Source organism: Pantoea sp. V106_11, assembly GCF_029967885.1.
GTDB classification, from domain to species: domain Bacteria; phylum Pseudomonadota; class Gammaproteobacteria; order Enterobacterales; family Enterobacteriaceae; genus Pantoea; species Pantoea ananatis.
In genome coordinates this window covers 18,933-36,466 of the sequence record NZ_JASCAK010000026.1, presented here as the reverse complement: position 1 = coordinate 36,466, position 17,534 = coordinate 18,933, and the positions used below count along the sequence as shown (strand labels likewise).

Sequence of the window (17,534 nt, the reverse complement as noted above, 5' to 3'; positions counted from 1 at the left end):
ACAGGGCAGTGTCGGTAGTTAACCGTGTTTACCCTTGGCGAAAACCACTCTTGCTACGATATTCAGCAGCAGCACGCACAGGGTAATAATCAATACGCCAGCCCAGGCCAGGCTCTGCCACTCGGCAAACGGGCTCATGGCGAATTTAAATATGGTGACCGGGAGGTTAGCCACGGGCTGCATCATGTCGGTGCTCCAGAACTGATTCGACAGCGCAGTAAACAGCAGCGGCGCGGTTTCACCGGCGATACGGGCAATCGCTAACAGGACACCGGTGATGATGCCGGAAACCGACGCCTTGAGCGTAATCGCCGAGATCATCTTCCATTTCGGCGTACCCAACGCATAGGCGGCTTCGCGCATGCTGTCGGGAACCAGTCGCAACATGTTTTCCGTGGTTCGAATCACTATCGGAACCTGCAGCAGCGCCAGCGCAATCACACCGGCCCAGCCGGAGAAGTGGTGCATCTGCGCCACGACGATGGTGTAGACAAACAGGCCAACCACAATCGACGGCGCTGACAGCAGAATGTCATTAATAAAACGAATCACTTCTGCCAGTGCTGATTTGCGTCCGTACTCCGCCAGATAAACGCCGGCCATAATGCCCAACGGCGTACCGAAGAAGGTAGACCAGAAAATCAGTAAACCGCTTCCCGCCAGGGCATTGGCTAAGCCACCACCAGCGGTGTTTGGCGGCGGAGTGGACTCCGTAAACAGCGACCATGACAAACCATCAATGCCACGGCTTACCGTAGTAAACAGAATCCACACTAACCAGAACAGTCCAAAAGCCATGGTCAGTAAGGACATTGTCAGCGCAATTTTGTTTTTGGTACTGCGCCATGACTGCATCTTACGACGTGACGCTTCCAGCTCAGCGCGAGCCTGTACTTCCATTGTTGTCATGATCGCGCTCCTTCACTTTTGGCCAGCCGCATAATCATTAACTTTGAAATCGCCAGCACGATAAAGGTAATCACAAACAGAATCAGACCCAGCTCCATCAGGGCCGCAACGTGTACGCCTGATTCTGCTTCAGCGAATTCGTTTGCCAGCGCGGAGGTGATACTGTTGCCAGGCATAAACAGCGAGGCGCTGTCTAACTGGTAGGTATTACCGATAATAAAGGTCACGGCCATGGTTTCACCCAGTGCACGTCCCAGACCGAGCATGACACCGCCGATCACCCCATTTTTGGTGAAGGGCAGAACAATACGCCAAATCACTTCCCAGGTCGTACAGCCAATGCCGTAAGCCGACTCTTTCATCATCACCGGCGTCTGTTCGAACACGTCGCGCATCACCGAGGCAATGTAGGGGATGATCATGATGGCCAGGATAACGCCTGCGGCCAGGATACCGATACCAAATGCGGGGCCAGAAAACAGCTCGCCAATGATAGGAATGCCCGACATCACATCGCCAACCGGCGTCTGGAAGTACTGTGCGAACAGTGGCGCAAAAACAAATAAGCCCCACATGCCGTAAACAATGCTGGGGATCGCCGCTAACAGCTCAATGGCGGTCCCCAGTGGACGACGTAACCAGCCTGGTGCAAGTTCAGTAAGGAAAAGCGCAATACCGAAACTGACCGGTACCGCAATAATCAGGGCAATAATTGAGGTGACGAGCGTACCGTAAATCGGTACCAGCGCACCAAATTGTTCGTTAGGGGCGTCCCAGGTTTTGGTCCACAAAAAGGCGAAACCAAATTTCTGTATGCTCGGCCAGGAAGAGAAGATCAGGGAGACAATGATGCCGCCCATCAGTAACAAGACGATCAGCGCAGAGAGTTTTACCAGTGCACCGAAAACTCTGTCACCTTGCTTGCCTGGGGCTTTGAATGCCGACTTCGTTGCAGCCATAGAAGTCTCAGTCCTCAGAAGTTATCAGGGCGGCAGACGCCGCCCCTGAAGGCTGACCAGACTGATGTCCGGCCAGGGTCATTCACTTACTTGTAAAGCGCTTTACCTGAACTGTCTTTGATATTGGCTTTCCATGCGGCACGGATCTGCTGAACTACGCTCTCAGGCAGGGTGGCATAATCCAGGGCGTTAGCCGTTTTGCCGCCGTTTTTATAAGCCCAGTCGAAGAATTTCAGTACTTCGGCACCTTTCGCCGCATTAGCCTGGTCTTTGTAAATCAGGATAAAGGTGGTTGAGGTGATCGGCCATGCATCATTGCCTTTCTGAAAGGTCAGATCCTGGGCAAACGATTTGCTCCAGTCTGCGCCTTTTGCGGCATTAGAGAAGCTGATTTCGCTTGGCGCAACGGCCTTACCGTCCGCATCCATCAGCTTGGTGTAGGTCAGGTTATTCTGTTTGGCATACGCGTACTCAACGTAACCAATGGAGCCTGGCAGACGCTGAACGAACGCCGCAACGCCGTCGTTACCTTTACCGCCCAGACCGGTTGGCCAGTTAACGGTGTTACCTTTACCAATTTTGCTGTTCCACTCTTCGTTCACTTTCGCCAGGTAGCTGGTGAAAACGAATGAGGTACCTGAACCATCCGCGCGGCGCACCACGTTGATGTTGGTGTCTGGCAGTTTCACGCCCGGGTTCAGTTTAACGATCGCTGGATCGTTCCACTTCTTGATATTGCCGAGATAGATATCACCTACGGTTTTTCCGTCCAGCGTCAGTTGGCCAGATTTTACGCCTGGCAGGTTAACCGCCAGCACCACACCACCGATCACGGTAGGGAACTGGAACAGCCCATTCTTCTGCAGATCTTCGTCTTTCATAGGCGCATCGGACGCACCGAAATCAACGGTTTTGGCGATAATTTGTTTTACACCGCCAGATGAACCAATGCCCTGATAGTTAATTTTGCTACCGGTGGCTTGCTGATACTCTGCTGCCCACTTGGCATAAACCGGCGCCGGGAATGTACCGCCAGCACCAGTCAGATCGGTGGCTGCAAAGGCAGAAACCGCACTAACGGCAAGAGAGGCGGCGAGGATTCGGGCTACGGTGCTACGCATCAGTGTCATGTTCCCTCCAGGGGAGAAAAGTCAGGCTAAGTGCCTTTTTAGTAAGAGTCAGTGATTGCTGCAGGAGGGAAAATAGGACAGTTTAGTGACAGAAAAATGTAGTTAATATTACAGTTATATGACAGACACAATTATTGCTAATTTTTACAAGCCCACTATTGAAAAGGACATGTTCGATGAAATTTATGAAGAAGCTTCTGGTAGGCAATATCGTCGTCCTCTGTACGCTGGCCAGCGCCCAGGCGTACGACGTACCGCAGATTCATTCGGATGAATCTTTTGCAATGACAGATAACAGAGGCACTCTGGCCACAATTGATAGTGGTGGCGCGGTCAGACAAGCTTCTGTCAATGCTGAGGATGTGAGTAAAACGAAGGAGAATGTAGAGAAATTATTAAAAACGCAAGAAAACCAGACTGATACCCTCAACCAGCTCACACAAAAGCTCAGTAAAAATGAAGATACGATCAATAACCTGCAACGCTCACTCGATGAGGCTAACCGTAAAATCAGCGATCAGCAGCGCGTAATTGAGCAAGTCAGCAGCAAAATCAAATAAATGGAACGCGTGAATCCCTGGTGGGATTCACGCGTGAGAGGCTTTACTCGACCGTGACCGATTTCGCCAGATTACGCGGCTGATCCACATCGGTGCCTTTAATCAGGGCGACATGATAGGAGAGTAGCTGGAGCGGCACGGTATAGAAGATAGGCGCAATGGCCTCTTCAACGTGCGGCAAGGGAATGATCTTCATTCCCTCGCTGTCACTGAAACCGGCATCCTGATCGGCAAACACGTACAGCAGACCGCCGCGCGCGCGCACCTCTTCGATATTCGATTTCAGCTTCTCTAACAGCTCGTTGTTCGGTGCCACCACGATGACCGGCATGTCAGCATCGATCAGTGCCAGCGGACCGTGCTTGAGTTCGCCCGCGGCATAAGCTTCCGCATGAATATACGAAATTTCCTTCAGCTTCAGCGCCCCTTCCATGGCGATCGGATATTGATCGCCACGACCCAGGAACAGCGCATGGTGCTTATCAGAGAAATCTTCAGCCAGGTTTTCAATCAGCTTATCCTGCGCCAGCATTTGCTCAATGCGGCTTGGCAACGCCTGCAGACCATGAACAATCTCATGCTCTTTTTCTGCGGACATGCCGTTGAGGCGGCCGAGTTTTGCCACCAGCATCAGCAGCACGGTGAGTTGGGTGGTAAAGGCCTTTGTGGAGGCCACACCAATCTCAGTGCCCGCTTTGGTCATCAGCGCCAGATCGGATTCGCGCACCAGCGACGAACCCGCGACGTTACAAATGGCCAGCGATCCCAGATAACCCAGCTCTTTGGACAGGCGCAGCGCAGCCAGCGTATCAGCGGTTTCACCCGACTGAGAGAGGGTAATCAGCAGGCTGTTTTTACGCACAGCAGATTTGCGATAGCGGAATTCAGACGCGATTTCGACGTCGCAAGGGACGTTTGCCAGCGCCTCGAACCAGTAACGCGAAACCATACCGGAGTTATATGAGGTGCCGCAGGCAATGATCTGAACATGCTCAACCTTGCTGAGCAGGGCTTCTGCATTTGGCCCCAGTTCACTGAGATCCACTTCACCGTGGTTAAAACGCCCTGTTAAGGTGTTTTTAATCGCATTCGGTTGCTCATAGATCTCTTTCTGCATGTAGTGACGATACTGGCCTTTGTCGCCCGCATCATACTGCACGCTGGACTCGATCTCTTCACGACGGACGTTATTGCCGTTGCCATCAATGATGGTGACATCACGACGGCTAATTTCAGCGATATCGCCCTCTTCCAGATAAATGAAGCGGCGAGTGACCGGTAGCAGCGCCAGTTGGTCAGAAGCGATAAAGTTTTCACCCACACCACGGCCAATGACCAGCGGACTTCCGGAACGAGCCGCCACCAGCAGCGACGGATCGCGGCTGTCCATAATCACCATGCCATAGGCGCCGCGCAGCTGAGGGATCACGCGCTGTACAACTTCACGCAGCGAGCCGCCCTGTTTCTGTTCCAGATGGACCAGATGCGCCACCACTTCGGTATCGGTTTCTGAGGCGAAGTGATAACCCTTCGCCATCAGCGCTTCACGCAGGGGCTCATGGTTTTCAATAATGCCGTTATGGACGATAACGATGTGCTCAGAAACGTGCGGATGCGCGTTGGCTTCTGAGGGCTCGCCATGGGTTGCCCAGCGGGTGTGAGCAATGCCTGTTCCGCCGACAAGGGGCTGTTCTTCAGCGGCAGCAGCCAGCATCTGAACCTTTCCCAGACGACGCAGGCGCGTTACGTGCCCCTGCTGATCGACGACGGCAAGACCGGCTGAGTCATAACCGCGGTACTCCAGGCGGCGTAACCCTTCTAACAAAATTTCTGCGATATCACGTTGTGCTACTGCACCAACAATTCCACACATAGTTATTTCCTGACTTCATGGCTGTTCGCCATTGCGTTGTCATATGACCTGATAGTCCGGCTTTGCCGGTTCCCCGAGCCTTGTAGAGAGTGGGGATTATAGTTTTGGTACTGCAAGCGGCCCGTGTATCACGGGCCGTAAAATTATTTTTTCTTCTGCGGACGTTGCCAACCGGCTTTATGGTTCTGTTCTTTACGGTTATAGACCAGATCGGCTGCAGAGACATCTTTCATTACCGTGGTGCCCGCTGCGATAGTCGCGCCTGCCGCCACATTGACCGGCGCGACCAGCTGCGTGTCCGATCCTACAAAGACGTTATCGCCAATGATCGTTTTGAATTTATTCGCGCCATCGTAATTACAGGTGATCGTTCCCGCCCCAATATTCACATTGGCACCAATCTCGGCATCGCCCAGGTAAGAGAGGTGACCCGCTTTGGACCCTTTACCCAGTCGGGCTTTCTTCATCTCGACAAAATTACCTACGTGCGCGGCCTGAGCCAGCTCACTTCCCGGACGCAGACGCGCAAATGGCCCTACGGTACAGTCTGCAGCCAGATTTGCATCCTCGATCACCGAATAGGGGCTGATATCACAGTCATCCCCGATAACGCTGTTTTTGATGACGCAGCCAGCACCAATTTTGACCCGGTTGCCCAGCGTCACCTGGCCTTCAATGATAACGTTGGTGTCAATTTCAACATCACGGCCATGCTGCAGGGTGCCACGCAGATCGAAACGCGCAGGATCGCGGAGCATGACGCCTGCCAACAGCAGTTTTTCAGCCTGCTCGCTTTGGTAAGTCCGCTCAAGCGTGGCCAGTTGCAGGCGATTATTGACACCGTCAGTTTCGCTATTGCGGGCCGGATGCACTGCATTAATCACCCGACCTTCTTCATGCGCAAGGGCAATAATATCGGTAATGTAGAATTCGCCCTGAGCATTATTGTTATTCAACTGGGACAGCCAGCGCTTAAGATCGCCGCCATTGGCGATCAGGATACCGGTATTGATTTCGTTAATGGTCAGTTGAGAAGGCGTGGCATCTTTTTGTTCAACAATGCCTACGATGGTGTCATTCTCGCGTACGATGCGACCGTAACCGGTGGGATTATCCAGGACGACCGTTAATAAACCGATACCGCCCGCGGGTTTTGCTTCGCGCAGACGCTGTAAGGTAGCTTCAGAAATCAGCGGGACATCACCATAGAGCATCATGATGTCTTCGTCATCGGAGAAGTGAGGGGCCGCCTGCTGCATAGCGTGGCCTGTACCCAGCTGCTCTGCCTGTAGCACCCAGTTTACTGTGCTGTCGTTTAACGTTGCTTTGAGTTGGTCACCACCGTGCCCATATACCAGGTGCACATGCTTTGCACCCAGGCCCTTTGCGGCATCAATGACGTGCTGAACCATCGGTTTTCCTGCCAGCATATGCAACACTTTCGGCAGATCGGAATACATACGGGTGCCCTTGCCAGCAGCAAGAATCACCACACTCATCGCACTGTTAGACATATCTATCCTGACTGATTGTAGACTGAAGAAAGTTAAACGATTTAGCACTGAGATTACTACATTTTTCTCGGCCCGAAATTAGCCAGCATCCTTTTGCTTTACCGTCACGCAAAAAAAATGCCAACCCAATGGGCTGGCATTTCGTGACGCACAAAGCCGGATTACATCGCTTTTTTGGTCAGCTCGATCACGCGCAGTTTCGCAATGGCTTTCGCCAGTTCCGCAGAAGCCTGAGCGTAGTCCACGTCGCCGTGGCTGCTGTTCATATGCTCTTCTGCTTTACGTTTTGCTTCCAGCGCACGCGCTTCGTCCAGATCGGTACCGCGAATCGCGGTATCGGCCAGAACGGTGGTGCTGCCAGGCTGCACTTCCAGCACGCCGCCAGAGAGGTAAATAAACTCCTCTTCGCCGTGCTGTTTCACGATACGGATCATTCCAGGCTTAATGGCAGTCAGCAACGGGGCATGGCCAGGGAAAATCCCCAGTTCACCTTCGCTACCTGACACCTGAATTTTCTGTACCAGACCAGAGAACAGTTGGCTCTCTGCGCTGACAACATCCAGGTGATAAGTCATAGCCATAATTTTCCTCCTGGGAAACCGTTATTACAGTTTCTTCGCTTTTTCGACCGCTTCTTCGATGGCGCCAACCATGTAGAAGGCCTGCTCTGGCAGGTGGTCAAATTCACCTTCCATGATGCCTTTAAAGCCACGGATGGTGTCTTTCAGCGTTACGTATTTACCTGGAGAACCGGTGAACACTTCTGCTACGAAGAACGGCTGAGACAGGAAGCGCTGAATCTTACGCGCACGTGCCACCAGCAGTTTGTCTTCTTCAGACAGCTCGTCCATACCCAGGATGGCGATGATGTCTTTCAGTTCCTGATAACGCTGCAGCAGTGACTGTACGCCACGTGCAACGTCGTAGTGCTCCTGACCCACAACCAGTGGATCCAGCTGACGGCTGGTGGAGTCCAGCGGGTCAACGGCCGGGTAGATACCCAGCGAGGCGATCTGACGGCTCAGGGTAACTGTTGAGTCTAAGTGAGCAAAGGTGGTTGCTGGTGACGGGTCAGTCAAGTCATCCGCTGGCACGTATACGGCCTGTACGGAGGTGATTGAACCTGTCTTGGTGGAGGTAATACGCTCCTGCAACACACCCATCTCTTCTGCCAGCGTTGGCTGATAACCTACCGCAGATGGCATACGACCCAGCAGAGCGGATACTTCCGTACCGGCCAAGGTATAACGGTAGATGTTGTCGATGAACAGCAGAACGTCGCGGCCTTCATCACGGAATTTCTCCGCCATGGTCAGACCGGTCAGTGCCACGCGCAGACGGTTACCCGGCGGCTCGTTCATCTGGCCATACACCAGCGCAACTTTATCGATAACGTTGGAGTCAGTCATTTCGTGGTAGAAGTCGTTACCCTCACGAGTACGCTCACCCACGCCGGCAAATACCGAGTAACCTGAGTGCTCAGCCGCAATGTTACGGATCAGCTCCATCATGTTTACGGTTTTACCTACACCCGCACCACCGAACAGACCGACTTTACCGCCCTTAGCGAACGGACACATCAGGTCGATAACCTTGATGCCGGTTTCCAGCAGTTCCTGCGAGTTAGACTGATCTTCATAAGAAGGCGCAGGGCGGTGAATAGAGGAAACCTCTACTGCGCTGCCGTCTTCTTCTGTCAGGTCGCCTTTCATGTCGATAGGCTCGCCCAGCACGTTCATGATACGGCCGAGGGTTGCTTTACCAACCGGTACCTGGATCGGTTTTTTCAGGTCGGTGACTTCCAGACCGCGCTTCAGGCCGTCAGAAGTACCCATGGCGATAGTACGAACCACGCCACCACCCAGCTGCTGCTGAACTTCCAGCACCAGACGAGCATCACCATTCTTAACCTCAAGAGCGCTGTACACTTGCGGTACTGCATCCTGAGGGAATTCGACGTCAACTACGGCGCCGATAATCTGGACAATCTTTCCAGCTGCCATCTTGAATCCTCTACCTAATTCCAAACCTGGTTAAACCGCGGAGGCTCCCGAGACGATCTCGGTAAGTTCCTGGGTGATGCTGGCCTGACGAGCTTTGTTGTAAACCAACTGCAGCTCTTTGATCAGATTTCCGCCGTTATCGGTTGCAGCTTTCATTGCCACCATACGTGCGGCCTGCTCACTGGCCAGGTTTTCCACCACACCCTGATAAACCTGCGATTCGACATAGCGACGCAGCAGCGTATCCAGCAGCGCTTTCGGATCGGGCTCGTACAGGTAATCCCAGGTCTTCGCCTTCATCTCTTCTTCACCTTCCGCTGGCGGTAACGGCAGCAGTTGGGTAATGGTCGGAGTCTGAGACATGGTGTTGTTGAACTTGTTGTTAACAATGTACAGCTTGTCGATGCGGCCTTCATCGTAGGCCTGCAACATCACTTTTACCGGGCCGATAAGATCAGACAGCGCAGGCTTATCGCCCATGCCAGTGACCTGTGCCACAACATTGCCACCAACAGCGCCGAAGAATGACACGCCTTTCGATCCCACAATGGCCAGATCGCTCTGTACGCCTTTGTCGGACCAGGCCTTCATCTCTGCCAGCAATTTTTTGAACAGGTTAACGTTCAAACCACCACAAAGCCCGCGGTCAGTCGAAACGACCAGGTAGCCGACGCGCTTAACGTCGCGCTCATCCAGGTAAGGGTGCTTGTATTCCAGATTCCCCAGTGCAAGGTGACCAATCACTTTGCGCATGGTATCTGCATACGGACGGCTGGCCGCCATGCGTTCCTGCGTTTTACGCATTTTGGAGGCGGCGACCATTTCCATCGCTTTGGTGATCTTCTGCGTATTTTTTACGCTTCCGATCTTGGTACGTATTTCTTTTGCGCCGGCCATTAGCTTCTCCTCAAAGCCTTGCGGCTTGCCCTTTCAGACAAGCCGCCAGACATTACCAGGACTGGGTTGCTTTAAACGTTTCGAGGAGGCCTTTCAGCTTCTCTTCGATATCGTTATTGAAGTTACCAGACTGGTTGATTTCAGCCATCAGCTCGGCGTGATCGCGATCTGCGAACGCCAGCAGAGCAGCTTCAAAGCTACCAATTTTTGCCAGCTCAACGTCGTTCAGATAGCCGCGTTCCGCTGCGAAAAGCACCAGACCCTGCTGCGCAACCGACATCGGCGCATACTGTTTCTGCTTCAGCAGCTCGGTCACTTTCTGACCGTGGCTCAGCTGTTTACGGGTTGCATCGTCCAGATCAGATGCAAACTGGGAGAAGGCCGCCAGTTCACGATACTGCGCCAGCGCGGTACGAATACCACCGGACAGTTTCTTGATGATCTTAGTCTGAGCAGCACCACCCACACGGGATACAGAGATACCCGGGTTAACAGCAGGACGGATACCGGAGTTGAACAGGTTAGATTCCAGGAAGATCTGACCATCAGTAATCGAGATTACGTTGGTCGGAACGAACGCAGAAACGTCACCCGCCTGAGTTTCGATGATTGGCAGCGCGGTCAAAGAACCGGTCTGGCCTTTCACTTCACCATTGGTGAAGCGCTCAACGTAGTCAGCGCTCACGCGTGATGCACGCTCCAGCAGACGAGAGTGGAGATAGAACACGTCGCCTGGGAATGCTTCACGGCCTGGTGGACGGCGCAGCAGCAGAGAAATCTGACGGTAAGCAACAGCCTGCTTAGACAGGTCATCGTAAACGATCAGCGCATCTTCACCGCGGTCACGGAAGTATTCGCCCATGGCGCAACCTGCATACGGAGCCAGATACTGCAGTGCAGCAGACTCAGACGCAGAGGCAACAACAACGATGGTGTTAGCCAGCGCGCCGTGCTCTTCCAGTTTACGTACCACGTTAGAAATGGTTGACGCTTTCTGACCAATCGCAACGTAGACACACTTGATGCCTGAATCGCGCTGGTTGATGATGGCGTCGATAGCCATTGCGGTTTTACCGGTCTGACGGTCACCGATGATCAGCTCACGCTGGCCACGGCCGATTGGAATCATCGCATCGACAGATTTGTAACCGGTCTGAACAGGCTGGTCTACGGACTGACGGTCGATAACACCTGGTGCAATCACTTCGACTGGCGAGAAGCCGTCGTTGTCGATCGCGCCTTTACCGTCGATAGGTGCACCCAGGGTGTTCACCACGCGGCCCAGCAGGCCACGGCCAACCGGTACTTCAAGAATACGGCCAGTACACTTGACCTTCATGCCTTCGGCCAGGTCAGCATACGGACCCATCACCACCGCACCTACAGAGTCACGCTCGAGGTTCAGGGCGATAGCGTAACGGTTTCCCGGCAGGGAAATCATCTCACCCTGCATAACATCGGCCAGGCCGTGTACGCGGATGATACCGTCACTTACAGAAACAATAGTACCTTCGTTGTGAGCTTCACTCACGACATTGAACTGAGCAATGCGCTGCTTGATCAGTTCGCTGATTTCGGTGGAATTCAGTTGCATATGCTCCAGTCCCCTTAAGACTGCAAGACGTCAGCCAGACGGTCAAGACGGCCGCGTACGCTGCCATCAATAACCAGATCACCCGAACGGATGATCACGCCTGCCATCACAGACTTATCAATTTTGCAATTCAGCTTAACTTTGCGTGACAGACGTTTTTCCATCGCGGCGCTGATTTTAGTCAGCTGGTCGTCACTCAGCGTGCTGGCAGAAATAACATCCACTTCGGCAGTCGCTTCATAAGCGTCTCGCAGTTGAATGAATTGCGCCAGTACAGCCGGAAGCGCTGTCAAACGTCCGTTTTCCGCCATCACCTTAATCAGGTTCTGTGCGGGTTCATCCAGTTGATCACCACAGACTGCATTAAACGAGGCAGCCAGCGCTTCGGGTGCTAATGCACCTGAAAGCAGGTCGGCCATCTGTTCATTGGCAGCCACTTCTGCGGCAAACGCCAGCATCTTTTGCCAGCGTTCAATACTTTGATGCTCAACAGCAAAGTCAAAAGCTGCTTTGGCGTAGGGGCGAGCTACAGTAATCAGATCAGACATCAGCCCCTCCCTCCTTACAGTTCAGCGACCAGTTTATCAACGATGTCGCTGTTAGCAGCTTCATCCACGGAACGTTCGATGATCTTCTCGGCGCCAGCCATTGCCAGCAACGCGACTTGCTTACGCAGTTCTTCACGTGCACGCTTGCGTTCGGCGTCAATTTCAGCCTGCGCTTGTGCAACAATGCGAGTACGTTCGTTATCAGCTTCAGTCTTGGCTTCGTCCAGAATCTGCGTGCGACGCTTGTTCGCCTGCTCGATAATGACCTGAGCTTCCTCTTTCGCTTTTTTCAGCTGGTCGGTCGCATTAGCCTGCGCGAGATCCAAATCTTTCTTCGCGCGTTCAGCAGAAGCAAGGCCTTCAGCAATTTCTTTCTGGCGCTTTTCGATGGCAGCCATAATCGGTGGCCATACGTACTTCATGCAGAACGCGACAAACAGGATGAACGCGATGGCCTGGCCGAGGATTGTTGCATTAATGTTCACAGCACAATGCCTCTAATTAAGTATTTAACTTTTCTGCCGCTATCAACGATAAACGGCAGAATCCGTTCACTCTCGCACCAGGTACGGAGTGAACACAGGGGCTTTAGGCGACAGCAAACATCACGTAGAGGCCCAGACCAACAGCGATCATTGGGATTGCATCCACCAGACCCATTACAACAAAGAACTGCGTACGCAGCAGAGGAATCAGGTCAGGCTGACGAGCAGCGCCTTCCAGGAATTTTCCTCCGAGGATGCCGATACCGATCGCAGCACCGATTGCCGCCAGGCCCATCATCACAGCGGCAGCCATGTACAGCAGATCCATATTCAGGTTTTCCATGACAGTCTCCAGTTTGTTTCAGTTAAACGCGTATTGTTGAGAAAAAAATCAATGTTCTTCAGATGCCATCGACAGATAGACAATCGTGAGGACCATGAAGATGAAAGCCTGTAGCGAAATGATCAGGATGTGGAAAATGGCCCAAGGCACATTCAGAATCCACTGTGACCACCACGGCAACAGACCGGCAATAAGGATAAAGATCAGTTCACCCGCATACATGTTACCGAACAGTCGCAGACCGAGTGAAACCGGTTTGGACAGCAGGCTAACACCTTCCAGAATAAGGTTGATGGGGATAAAGATCGGGTGATTAAAAGGCTGCAGCGTCAGCTCTTTCGTGAAGCCGCCAATGCCTTTCATTTTGATGCTGTAGAACAGAATCAAAATAAATACGCCCAACGCCATGGATAGCGTGATGTTCACGTCTGCAGAAGGTACCACGCGCAGCGCCGGTAACCCCAACCAGTGCTCACCAATATAGGGCAGCAAATCGATTGGCAGCAGATCCATGAAGTTCATCAAGAAGACCCAGACAAAAATCGTCAGAGCCAGCGGGGCGATAAGTTTGCTCTTACCGTGATACATGTCGCGCACGTTGCTATCAACGAAACCGACAACCAGTTCGATAGCCGCCTGCATTTTCCCTGGCACACCGCTGGTGACGCTTTTCGCCACGCTACGGAACAACACCAGGAAGATAACTCCCAGCACCAGAGAGAAAAACATGGAATCGATATTTAATACCCAGAACGTCGCGGGAGCGTCGTGAGCATTCACTAACTCGAAGGTACGCAGGTCCAACTGAAGATGAGTCAGGTGGTGACCAATGTACTCTTGCGGAGTAGAGATTTCTCCTGCAGCCATGATGCCTCTTACCCTTTGTTGTTAATTACCGCCGGTGCCAACATCTGAACGACCAGCACCGATAACCAGGTGATCCCGACCGGCCAGAAGACCGCATCGAATACACCCAACGCCACAATGAGCAAAATAATGGTCGCGAACACTTTGGCTATTTCCCCCAAAGCGAAGCTCCACGCGACGCGCCCCGAAGCCGGAGTTTGCCCTTGCAGGCGCCAGGCTATAAACAAGAACAACACGTTTGGCAGCCAGGCTGCCATTCCGCCAGCAAGAGCAGAGCCGCCCCAGGTGACATCTTTCAGGGCAAAGAGTGCACCGACGATGACGATGGTCACTAGCTGAATCACCAGCACCGTTCGGGCGTATTTCACACTGTAAAGAGACACTGACATGACGCTGATACTCTCCTGCCCCTTTAGGGGTATGTCGCGTGTCGTATAAGACTGCCTTTGTGCATTTGAGTCAAGTAGCAAAAGCCGTGCAAATTATACGGGCCGTACCTGTGATTTCAATCGTTAAGTAACGAAAAGGTGAACAATTATCTAAATTTCTTTCCGAATGACTATTTTTCAAAAGATACTGAGCAGCCCGTTTCGGATAAAGCCGTAAAAAGTTCCGCAGCAACTCAGTTTTAAAGCGTGCTTTAGATCACATAATAAGCATTCGCACCGCGTTATGTTTTATTAAGACCCAATTATCCGAACGCAAAATAAGGAATAAAAACCATTATTATCAATCAGTTAAAAAGCAATATACCGTAACGTTTTTTTGTTCCCGATGAAAATAGTCTATTGACATCGAAGTCTCCTTCAGAATCGTAAAAAGCCTATTACTCTTGCCGAAAGGCGGGTGGCCTTAAATATGATTAATCGCGGTGCGCACCGATAAAACGCCAAAAACTCGTGATTATTTTGATAAAACTTTGTGAAATAAAAGTTAAATGTGAAAAAGTTTTTCAGATAATTTCCGCGTCAGGATTTAACAACGTGAGCCGGAAAAGCAGAGTAGATGACCCAAAGACCATCGCATCTTTGGTTACATGGCACCGCGCGTTGATACGCTTTACGGTGCCTGAATGCGCTATGGCGTACTGTTCCTGGCAACGATAACCAGATGACGTTCGCCTTCCAGTTGGGGAACCTGAAGTGAAATCACCTTGTCCAGCGCATAGCCCGCAGGCAGGCTGGCGATTTCCTCATCCGGCCGCACGCCTTTAAGCGCATAAAAACGGCCATTTTCCGCGGGTAAGTGATGACACCAGCTCACCATATCCTCCAGCGACGCAAAGGCGCGGCTGATCACCCCATCAAATGGCGGTTCGGAAGGAAAGGCTTCGACCCTGCTCTGGACCGGCTCGATATTTGTGAGTCCCAGTTCATGCTGCACCTGCCGTAAAAAACGTACGCGTTTACCCAAGCTGTCCAGCAAAGTGAAATGTGCCTCCGGCATCACAATGGCCAGCGGAATGCCAGGTAAACCGGGCCCGGTGCCGACATCAATAAAACGTGAACCCTGAAGATGTGGCGCCACCACGATGCTGTCGAGGATATGGCGAACCAGCATCTGCTGAGGATCGCGCACCGAAGTCAGGTTATAAGCTTTATTCCATTTATCCAGTAGCCCTACATAGGCCACCAGTTGCTGTTTTTGTTGATCGGAAAGGGAAATTTTGGCCGCTTGCAGCAGCGAAGTGAGTTTGTTGATCACAGCATCAGTCCAGTCAGCGGGGGCGGAAAATCCCGCCCCGGTTCAGATCAGGCGCTTTTGCGCAGCAGACCTTGTTTTTTCAGGTAAATCAGTAAAATTGAGATGGCCGCAGGCGTGACGCCTGAGATGCGTGATGCCTGGCCGATTGAAACCGGTTTATGATCGTTAAGCTTGGCGATAACTTCATTAGAAAGGCCACTGACCTGACGATAATCAAGCGTGGCTGGCAGCAGCGTATTCTCATTACGCAACTGACGATCGATCTCTTCCTGCTGACGCGCAATATAGCCTTCGTATTTTACCTGGATCTCAACCTGTTCAGCAGCCTGTTCATCCGCCAAAGCCGGGCCAAAAGCATCAAGTGCCATCAGCTTCAGATAGGTCATTTCAGGGCGGCGTAACAGATCTTCAGCACTGGCTTCCTTCGTCAATGGAGAGCTGGTGATGGTATTCACCGCCTCAACATGTTCGGACTTAGGGTGCACCCAGATATCGCGCAGTCGCTGGCGTTCCTGCTCGATCGCTTCAAGCTTCTGGTTGAAGCGCGCCCAGCGCGCATCATCCACCAGGCCGAGTTCACGCCCGGTTTCCGTTAAACGTAAATCTGCATTGTCTTCACGCAGCATCAGGCGATATTCGGCACGTGAGGTAAACATGCGGTAAGGTTCTTTAGTGCCGAGAGTGCAAAGATCGTCGACCAGTACCCCGAGGTAAGCCTGATCGCGACGCGGTGCCCAGCCCTCTTTGTCAGCAGACTGACGCGCGGCGTTAAGCCCCGCCAGCAATCCCTGTGCTGCCGCTTCTTCGTAGCCTGTGGTGCCGTTAATCTGACCGGCAAAAAACAGGCCGTCGATAAATTTGCTTTCCAGCGTGAGTTTTAAATCACGTGGATCAAAGAAGTCATACTCAATGGCATAACCCGGGCGCACGATCTTCGCATTTTCCATGCCCTGCATTGAACGAACGATCTGCATCTGTACGTCGAATGGCAGGCTGGTTGAGATACCGTTGGGGTAGATCTCATTGCTGGTCAGTCCTTCAGGCTCAAGGAAGATCTGATGCGAGTTGCGATCGGCGAAGCGCATGACTTTGTCTTCGATCGACGGACAATAACGTGGCCCGATCCCTTCGATGATCCCGGCATACATGGGGCTACGATCGAGGTTATTACGGATCACATCATGTGTTTTTTCATTGGTATAGGTCATCCAGCACGGCACCTGCTGTGGGTGCTGTCCGGCATTGCCCATGAAAGAGAACACCGGCATCGGGTTATCGCCATGCTGCGGGGCAAGTACGCTAAAATCGATGCTGCGTGCATCAATGCGTGGCGGTGTACCGGTTTTCAGGCGGTCAACGCGCAGTGGCAAAGCACGCAGGCGTTTTGCCAGAGGGATCGACGGCGGATCGCCTGCACGACCTCCGCTGTAGTTATCCAGCCCGATATGAATTTTTCCGTCGAGGAAGGTACCCACGGTAAGCACGACCGTTTTGGCACGGAATTTCAGGCCCATTTGGGTTACCGCACCGACAACGCGATCGTTCTCGACGATAAGATCGTCAACGGCCTGCTGGAAGATCATCAGGTTTGGCTGGTTCTCCAGCGCAGTACGTACCGCCTGACGATAGAGTACGCGGTCCGCCTGAGCACGGGTCGCCCTTACGGCAGGGCCTTTACTTGCGTTTAGTATCCTAAACTGAATACCCGCCCGATCGATTGCACCGGCCATCAAACCGCCTAAGGCATCCACTTCCTTTACCAAATGTCCCTTACCGATGCCACCGATGGCCGGGTTGCAGGACATTTGTCCCAGCGTATCGATGTTATGGGTCAGTAACAGGGTTTGCTGACCCATTCGGGCTGCTGCCATGGCAGCTTCCGTGCCCGCATGACCACCACCAATAACGATGACGTCAAAAGGATCTTGATAAAACATGAAGTGGTACCTCGTTGATGAATAGTCAGAGATCGTTCTCTCTGGGCCGTGGATTCTACTGAAATTATGGCTGAGGTGAAAGCAGCGGGATCGACAGGTATTAAAAGAAAAGATCTTAATTCTTTGTATGATCTTTCTGTTAGATCTCTTATTAGGATCGCCATCTCTTGTGGATATCTGCGAAAAGCACAGGATAAACAAGTGCGTAGCG

General features: G+C 52.4%; 17 protein-coding genes. 1 reads left to right on the top strand and 16 read right to left on the bottom strand.

All coding sequences use genetic code 11. The features are described from left to right. Positions 1 to 18: 18 nt before the first annotated feature. The 3 genes from pstA to pstS all read right to left on the bottom strand — a co-directional run bounded on the left by pstA (position 19) and on the right by pstS (position 2,998). A complete protein-coding gene (pstA, locus tag QLG08_RS09250; protein ID WP_013023942.1) occupies positions 19 to 909 on the bottom strand; it encodes a phosphate ABC transporter permease PstA in 891 nt (296 codons plus the stop codon). Continuing rightward, positions 906 to 1,868 carry a phosphate ABC transporter permease PstC gene (gene pstC / locus QLG08_RS09245; RefSeq protein ID WP_013023941.1) on the bottom strand — a complete coding sequence of 321 codons (963 nt, stop codon included), beginning with the start codon at positions 1,866 to 1,868 and terminating at the stop codon, positions 906 to 908. Before pstC ends, pstA begins: the two co-directional genes overlap by 4 nt. Positions 1,869 to 1,954: 86 nt before the next feature. Then, positions 1,955 to 2,998 (bottom strand): phosphate ABC transporter substrate-binding protein PstS, encoded by a 1,044-nt coding sequence (gene pstS, locus QLG08_RS09240; protein ID WP_013023940.1) that lies wholly within the window; start codon positions 2,996 to 2,998, stop codon positions 1,955 to 1,957. Positions 2,999 to 3,174: 176 nt separating this feature from the next. On the opposite strand from pstS, the gene QLG08_RS09235 reads away from it, so the two are divergent. Next, the gene (locus QLG08_RS09235; protein WP_014332964.1) at positions 3,175 to 3,558 is read left to right on the top strand and encodes a hypothetical protein; all 384 of its coding nucleotides are present in this window, start codon (positions 3,175 to 3,177) and stop codon (positions 3,556 to 3,558) included. 43 nt (positions 3,559 to 3,601) lie between these two features. Here QLG08_RS09235 and glmS read toward each other — a convergent pair whose 3' ends face one another. The 13 genes from glmS to mnmG form a co-directional block, all read right to left on the bottom strand. Next, on the bottom strand, positions 3,602 to 5,431 hold the full coding sequence (gene glmS / locus QLG08_RS09230) for a glutamine--fructose-6-phosphate transaminase (isomerizing) (RefSeq protein ID WP_013023938.1): 1,830 nt from the start codon (positions 5,429 to 5,431) through the stop codon (positions 3,602 to 3,604). A gap of 143 nt (positions 5,432 to 5,574) precedes the next feature. Next, entirely contained in the window at positions 5,575 to 6,945 is a 1,371-nt protein-coding gene (gene glmU, locus QLG08_RS09225; RefSeq protein ID WP_014604723.1) for a bifunctional UDP-N-acetylglucosamine diphosphorylase/glucosamine-1-phosphate N-acetyltransferase GlmU, read from the bottom strand. Positions 6,946 to 7,106: 161 nt separating this feature from the next. Continuing rightward, complete coding sequence (locus QLG08_RS09220) at positions 7,107 to 7,526, bottom strand: F0F1 ATP synthase subunit epsilon (RefSeq protein WP_013023936.1); 420 nt, start codon at positions 7,524 to 7,526, stop codon at positions 7,107 to 7,109. A gap of 24 nt (positions 7,527 to 7,550) precedes the next feature. Then, positions 7,551 to 8,948: a F0F1 ATP synthase subunit beta gene (gene atpD, locus QLG08_RS09215; RefSeq protein ID WP_014332967.1), complete on the bottom strand. Its 1,398-nt coding sequence runs from the start codon at positions 8,946 to 8,948 to the stop codon at positions 7,551 to 7,553. 30 nt (positions 8,949 to 8,978) lie between these two features. Next, a complete protein-coding gene (gene atpG / locus QLG08_RS09210; RefSeq protein WP_006121201.1) occupies positions 8,979 to 9,845 on the bottom strand; it encodes a F0F1 ATP synthase subunit gamma in 867 nt (288 codons plus the stop codon). A 52-nt stretch (positions 9,846 to 9,897) separates the two neighbouring features. Continuing rightward, the gene (gene atpA / locus QLG08_RS09205) at positions 9,898 to 11,439 is read right to left on the bottom strand and encodes a F0F1 ATP synthase subunit alpha (RefSeq protein ID WP_013023934.1); all 1,542 of its coding nucleotides are present in this window, start codon (positions 11,437 to 11,439) and stop codon (positions 9,898 to 9,900) included. Between the two features lie 14 nt (positions 11,440 to 11,453). After that, entirely contained in the window at positions 11,454 to 11,987 is a 534-nt protein-coding gene (gene atpH / locus QLG08_RS09200) for a F0F1 ATP synthase subunit delta (protein WP_006121199.1), read from the bottom strand. 14 nt (positions 11,988 to 12,001) lie between these two features. Continuing rightward, positions 12,002 to 12,472 (bottom strand): F0F1 ATP synthase subunit B, encoded by a 471-nt coding sequence (gene atpF, locus QLG08_RS09195; RefSeq protein ID WP_013023933.1) that lies wholly within the window; start codon positions 12,470 to 12,472, stop codon positions 12,002 to 12,004. 103 nt (positions 12,473 to 12,575) lie between these two features. Then, entirely contained in the window at positions 12,576 to 12,815 is a 240-nt protein-coding gene (atpE, locus tag QLG08_RS09190) for a F0F1 ATP synthase subunit C (RefSeq protein WP_003849523.1), read from the bottom strand. 48 nt (positions 12,816 to 12,863) lie between these two features. Next, positions 12,864 to 13,682 carry a F0F1 ATP synthase subunit A gene (gene atpB, locus QLG08_RS09185; protein WP_013023932.1) on the bottom strand — a complete coding sequence of 273 codons (819 nt, stop codon included), beginning with the start codon at positions 13,680 to 13,682 and terminating at the stop codon, positions 12,864 to 12,866. An 8-nt stretch (positions 13,683 to 13,690) separates the two neighbouring features. Further along, positions 13,691 to 14,071: a F0F1 ATP synthase subunit I gene (gene atpI / locus QLG08_RS09180; protein ID WP_014332968.1), complete on the bottom strand. Its 381-nt coding sequence runs from the start codon at positions 14,069 to 14,071 to the stop codon at positions 13,691 to 13,693. Between the two features lie 688 nt (positions 14,072 to 14,759). Beyond that, entirely contained in the window at positions 14,760 to 15,386 is a 627-nt protein-coding gene (gene rsmG / locus QLG08_RS09175; protein WP_014332970.1) for a 16S rRNA (guanine(527)-N(7))-methyltransferase RsmG, read from the bottom strand. Positions 15,387 to 15,433: 47 nt separating this feature from the next. After that, entirely contained in the window at positions 15,434 to 17,323 is a 1,890-nt protein-coding gene (gene mnmG, locus QLG08_RS09170; RefSeq protein WP_014332971.1) for a tRNA uridine-5-carboxymethylaminomethyl(34) synthesis enzyme MnmG, read from the bottom strand. Between the last annotated feature and the right edge of the window lie 211 nt (positions 17,324 to 17,534).

Coding starts and splice junctions, on each gene's coding strand:
- pstA (WP_013023942.1), bottom strand. CDS start 909: ATGACAACAATGGAAGTACAGGCTCGCGCTGAGCTGGAAGCGTCACGT.
- pstC (WP_013023941.1), bottom strand. CDS start 1,868: ATGGCTGCAACGAAGTCGGCATTCAAAGCCCCAGGCAAGCAAGGTGAC.
- pstS (WP_013023940.1), bottom strand. CDS start 2,998: ATGACACTGATGCGTAGCACCGTAGCCCGAATCCTCGCCGCCTCTCTT.
- QLG08_RS09235 (WP_014332964.1), top strand. CDS start 3,175: ATGAAATTTATGAAGAAGCTTCTGGTAGGCAATATCGTCGTCCTCTGT.
- glmS (WP_013023938.1), bottom strand. CDS start 5,431: ATGTGTGGAATTGTTGGTGCAGTAGCACAACGTGATATCGCAGAAATT.
- glmU (WP_014604723.1), bottom strand. CDS start 6,945: ATGTCTAACAGTGCGATGAGTGTGGTGATTCTTGCTGCTGGCAAGGGC.
- QLG08_RS09220 (WP_013023936.1), bottom strand. CDS start 7,526: ATGGCTATGACTTATCACCTGGATGTTGTCAGCGCAGAGAGCCAACTG.
- atpD (WP_014332967.1), bottom strand. CDS start 8,948: ATGGCAGCTGGAAAGATTGTCCAGATTATCGGCGCCGTAGTTGACGTC.
- atpG (WP_006121201.1), bottom strand. CDS start 9,845: ATGGCCGGCGCAAAAGAAATACGTACCAAGATCGGAAGCGTAAAAAAT.
- atpA (WP_013023934.1), bottom strand. CDS start 11,439: ATGCAACTGAATTCCACCGAAATCAGCGAACTGATCAAGCAGCGCATT.
- atpH (WP_006121199.1), bottom strand. CDS start 11,987: ATGTCTGATCTGATTACTGTAGCTCGCCCCTACGCCAAAGCAGCTTTT.
- atpE (WP_003849523.1), bottom strand. CDS start 12,815: ATGGAAAACCTGAATATGGATCTGCTGTACATGGCTGCCGCTGTGATG.
- atpB (WP_013023932.1), bottom strand. CDS start 13,682: ATGGCTGCAGGAGAAATCTCTACTCCGCAAGAGTACATTGGTCACCAC.
- atpI (WP_014332968.1), bottom strand. CDS start 14,071: ATGTCAGTGTCTCTTTACAGTGTGAAATACGCCCGAACGGTGCTGGTG.
- mnmG (WP_014332971.1), bottom strand. CDS start 17,323: ATGTTTTATCAAGATCCTTTTGACGTCATCGTTATTGGTGGTGGTCAT.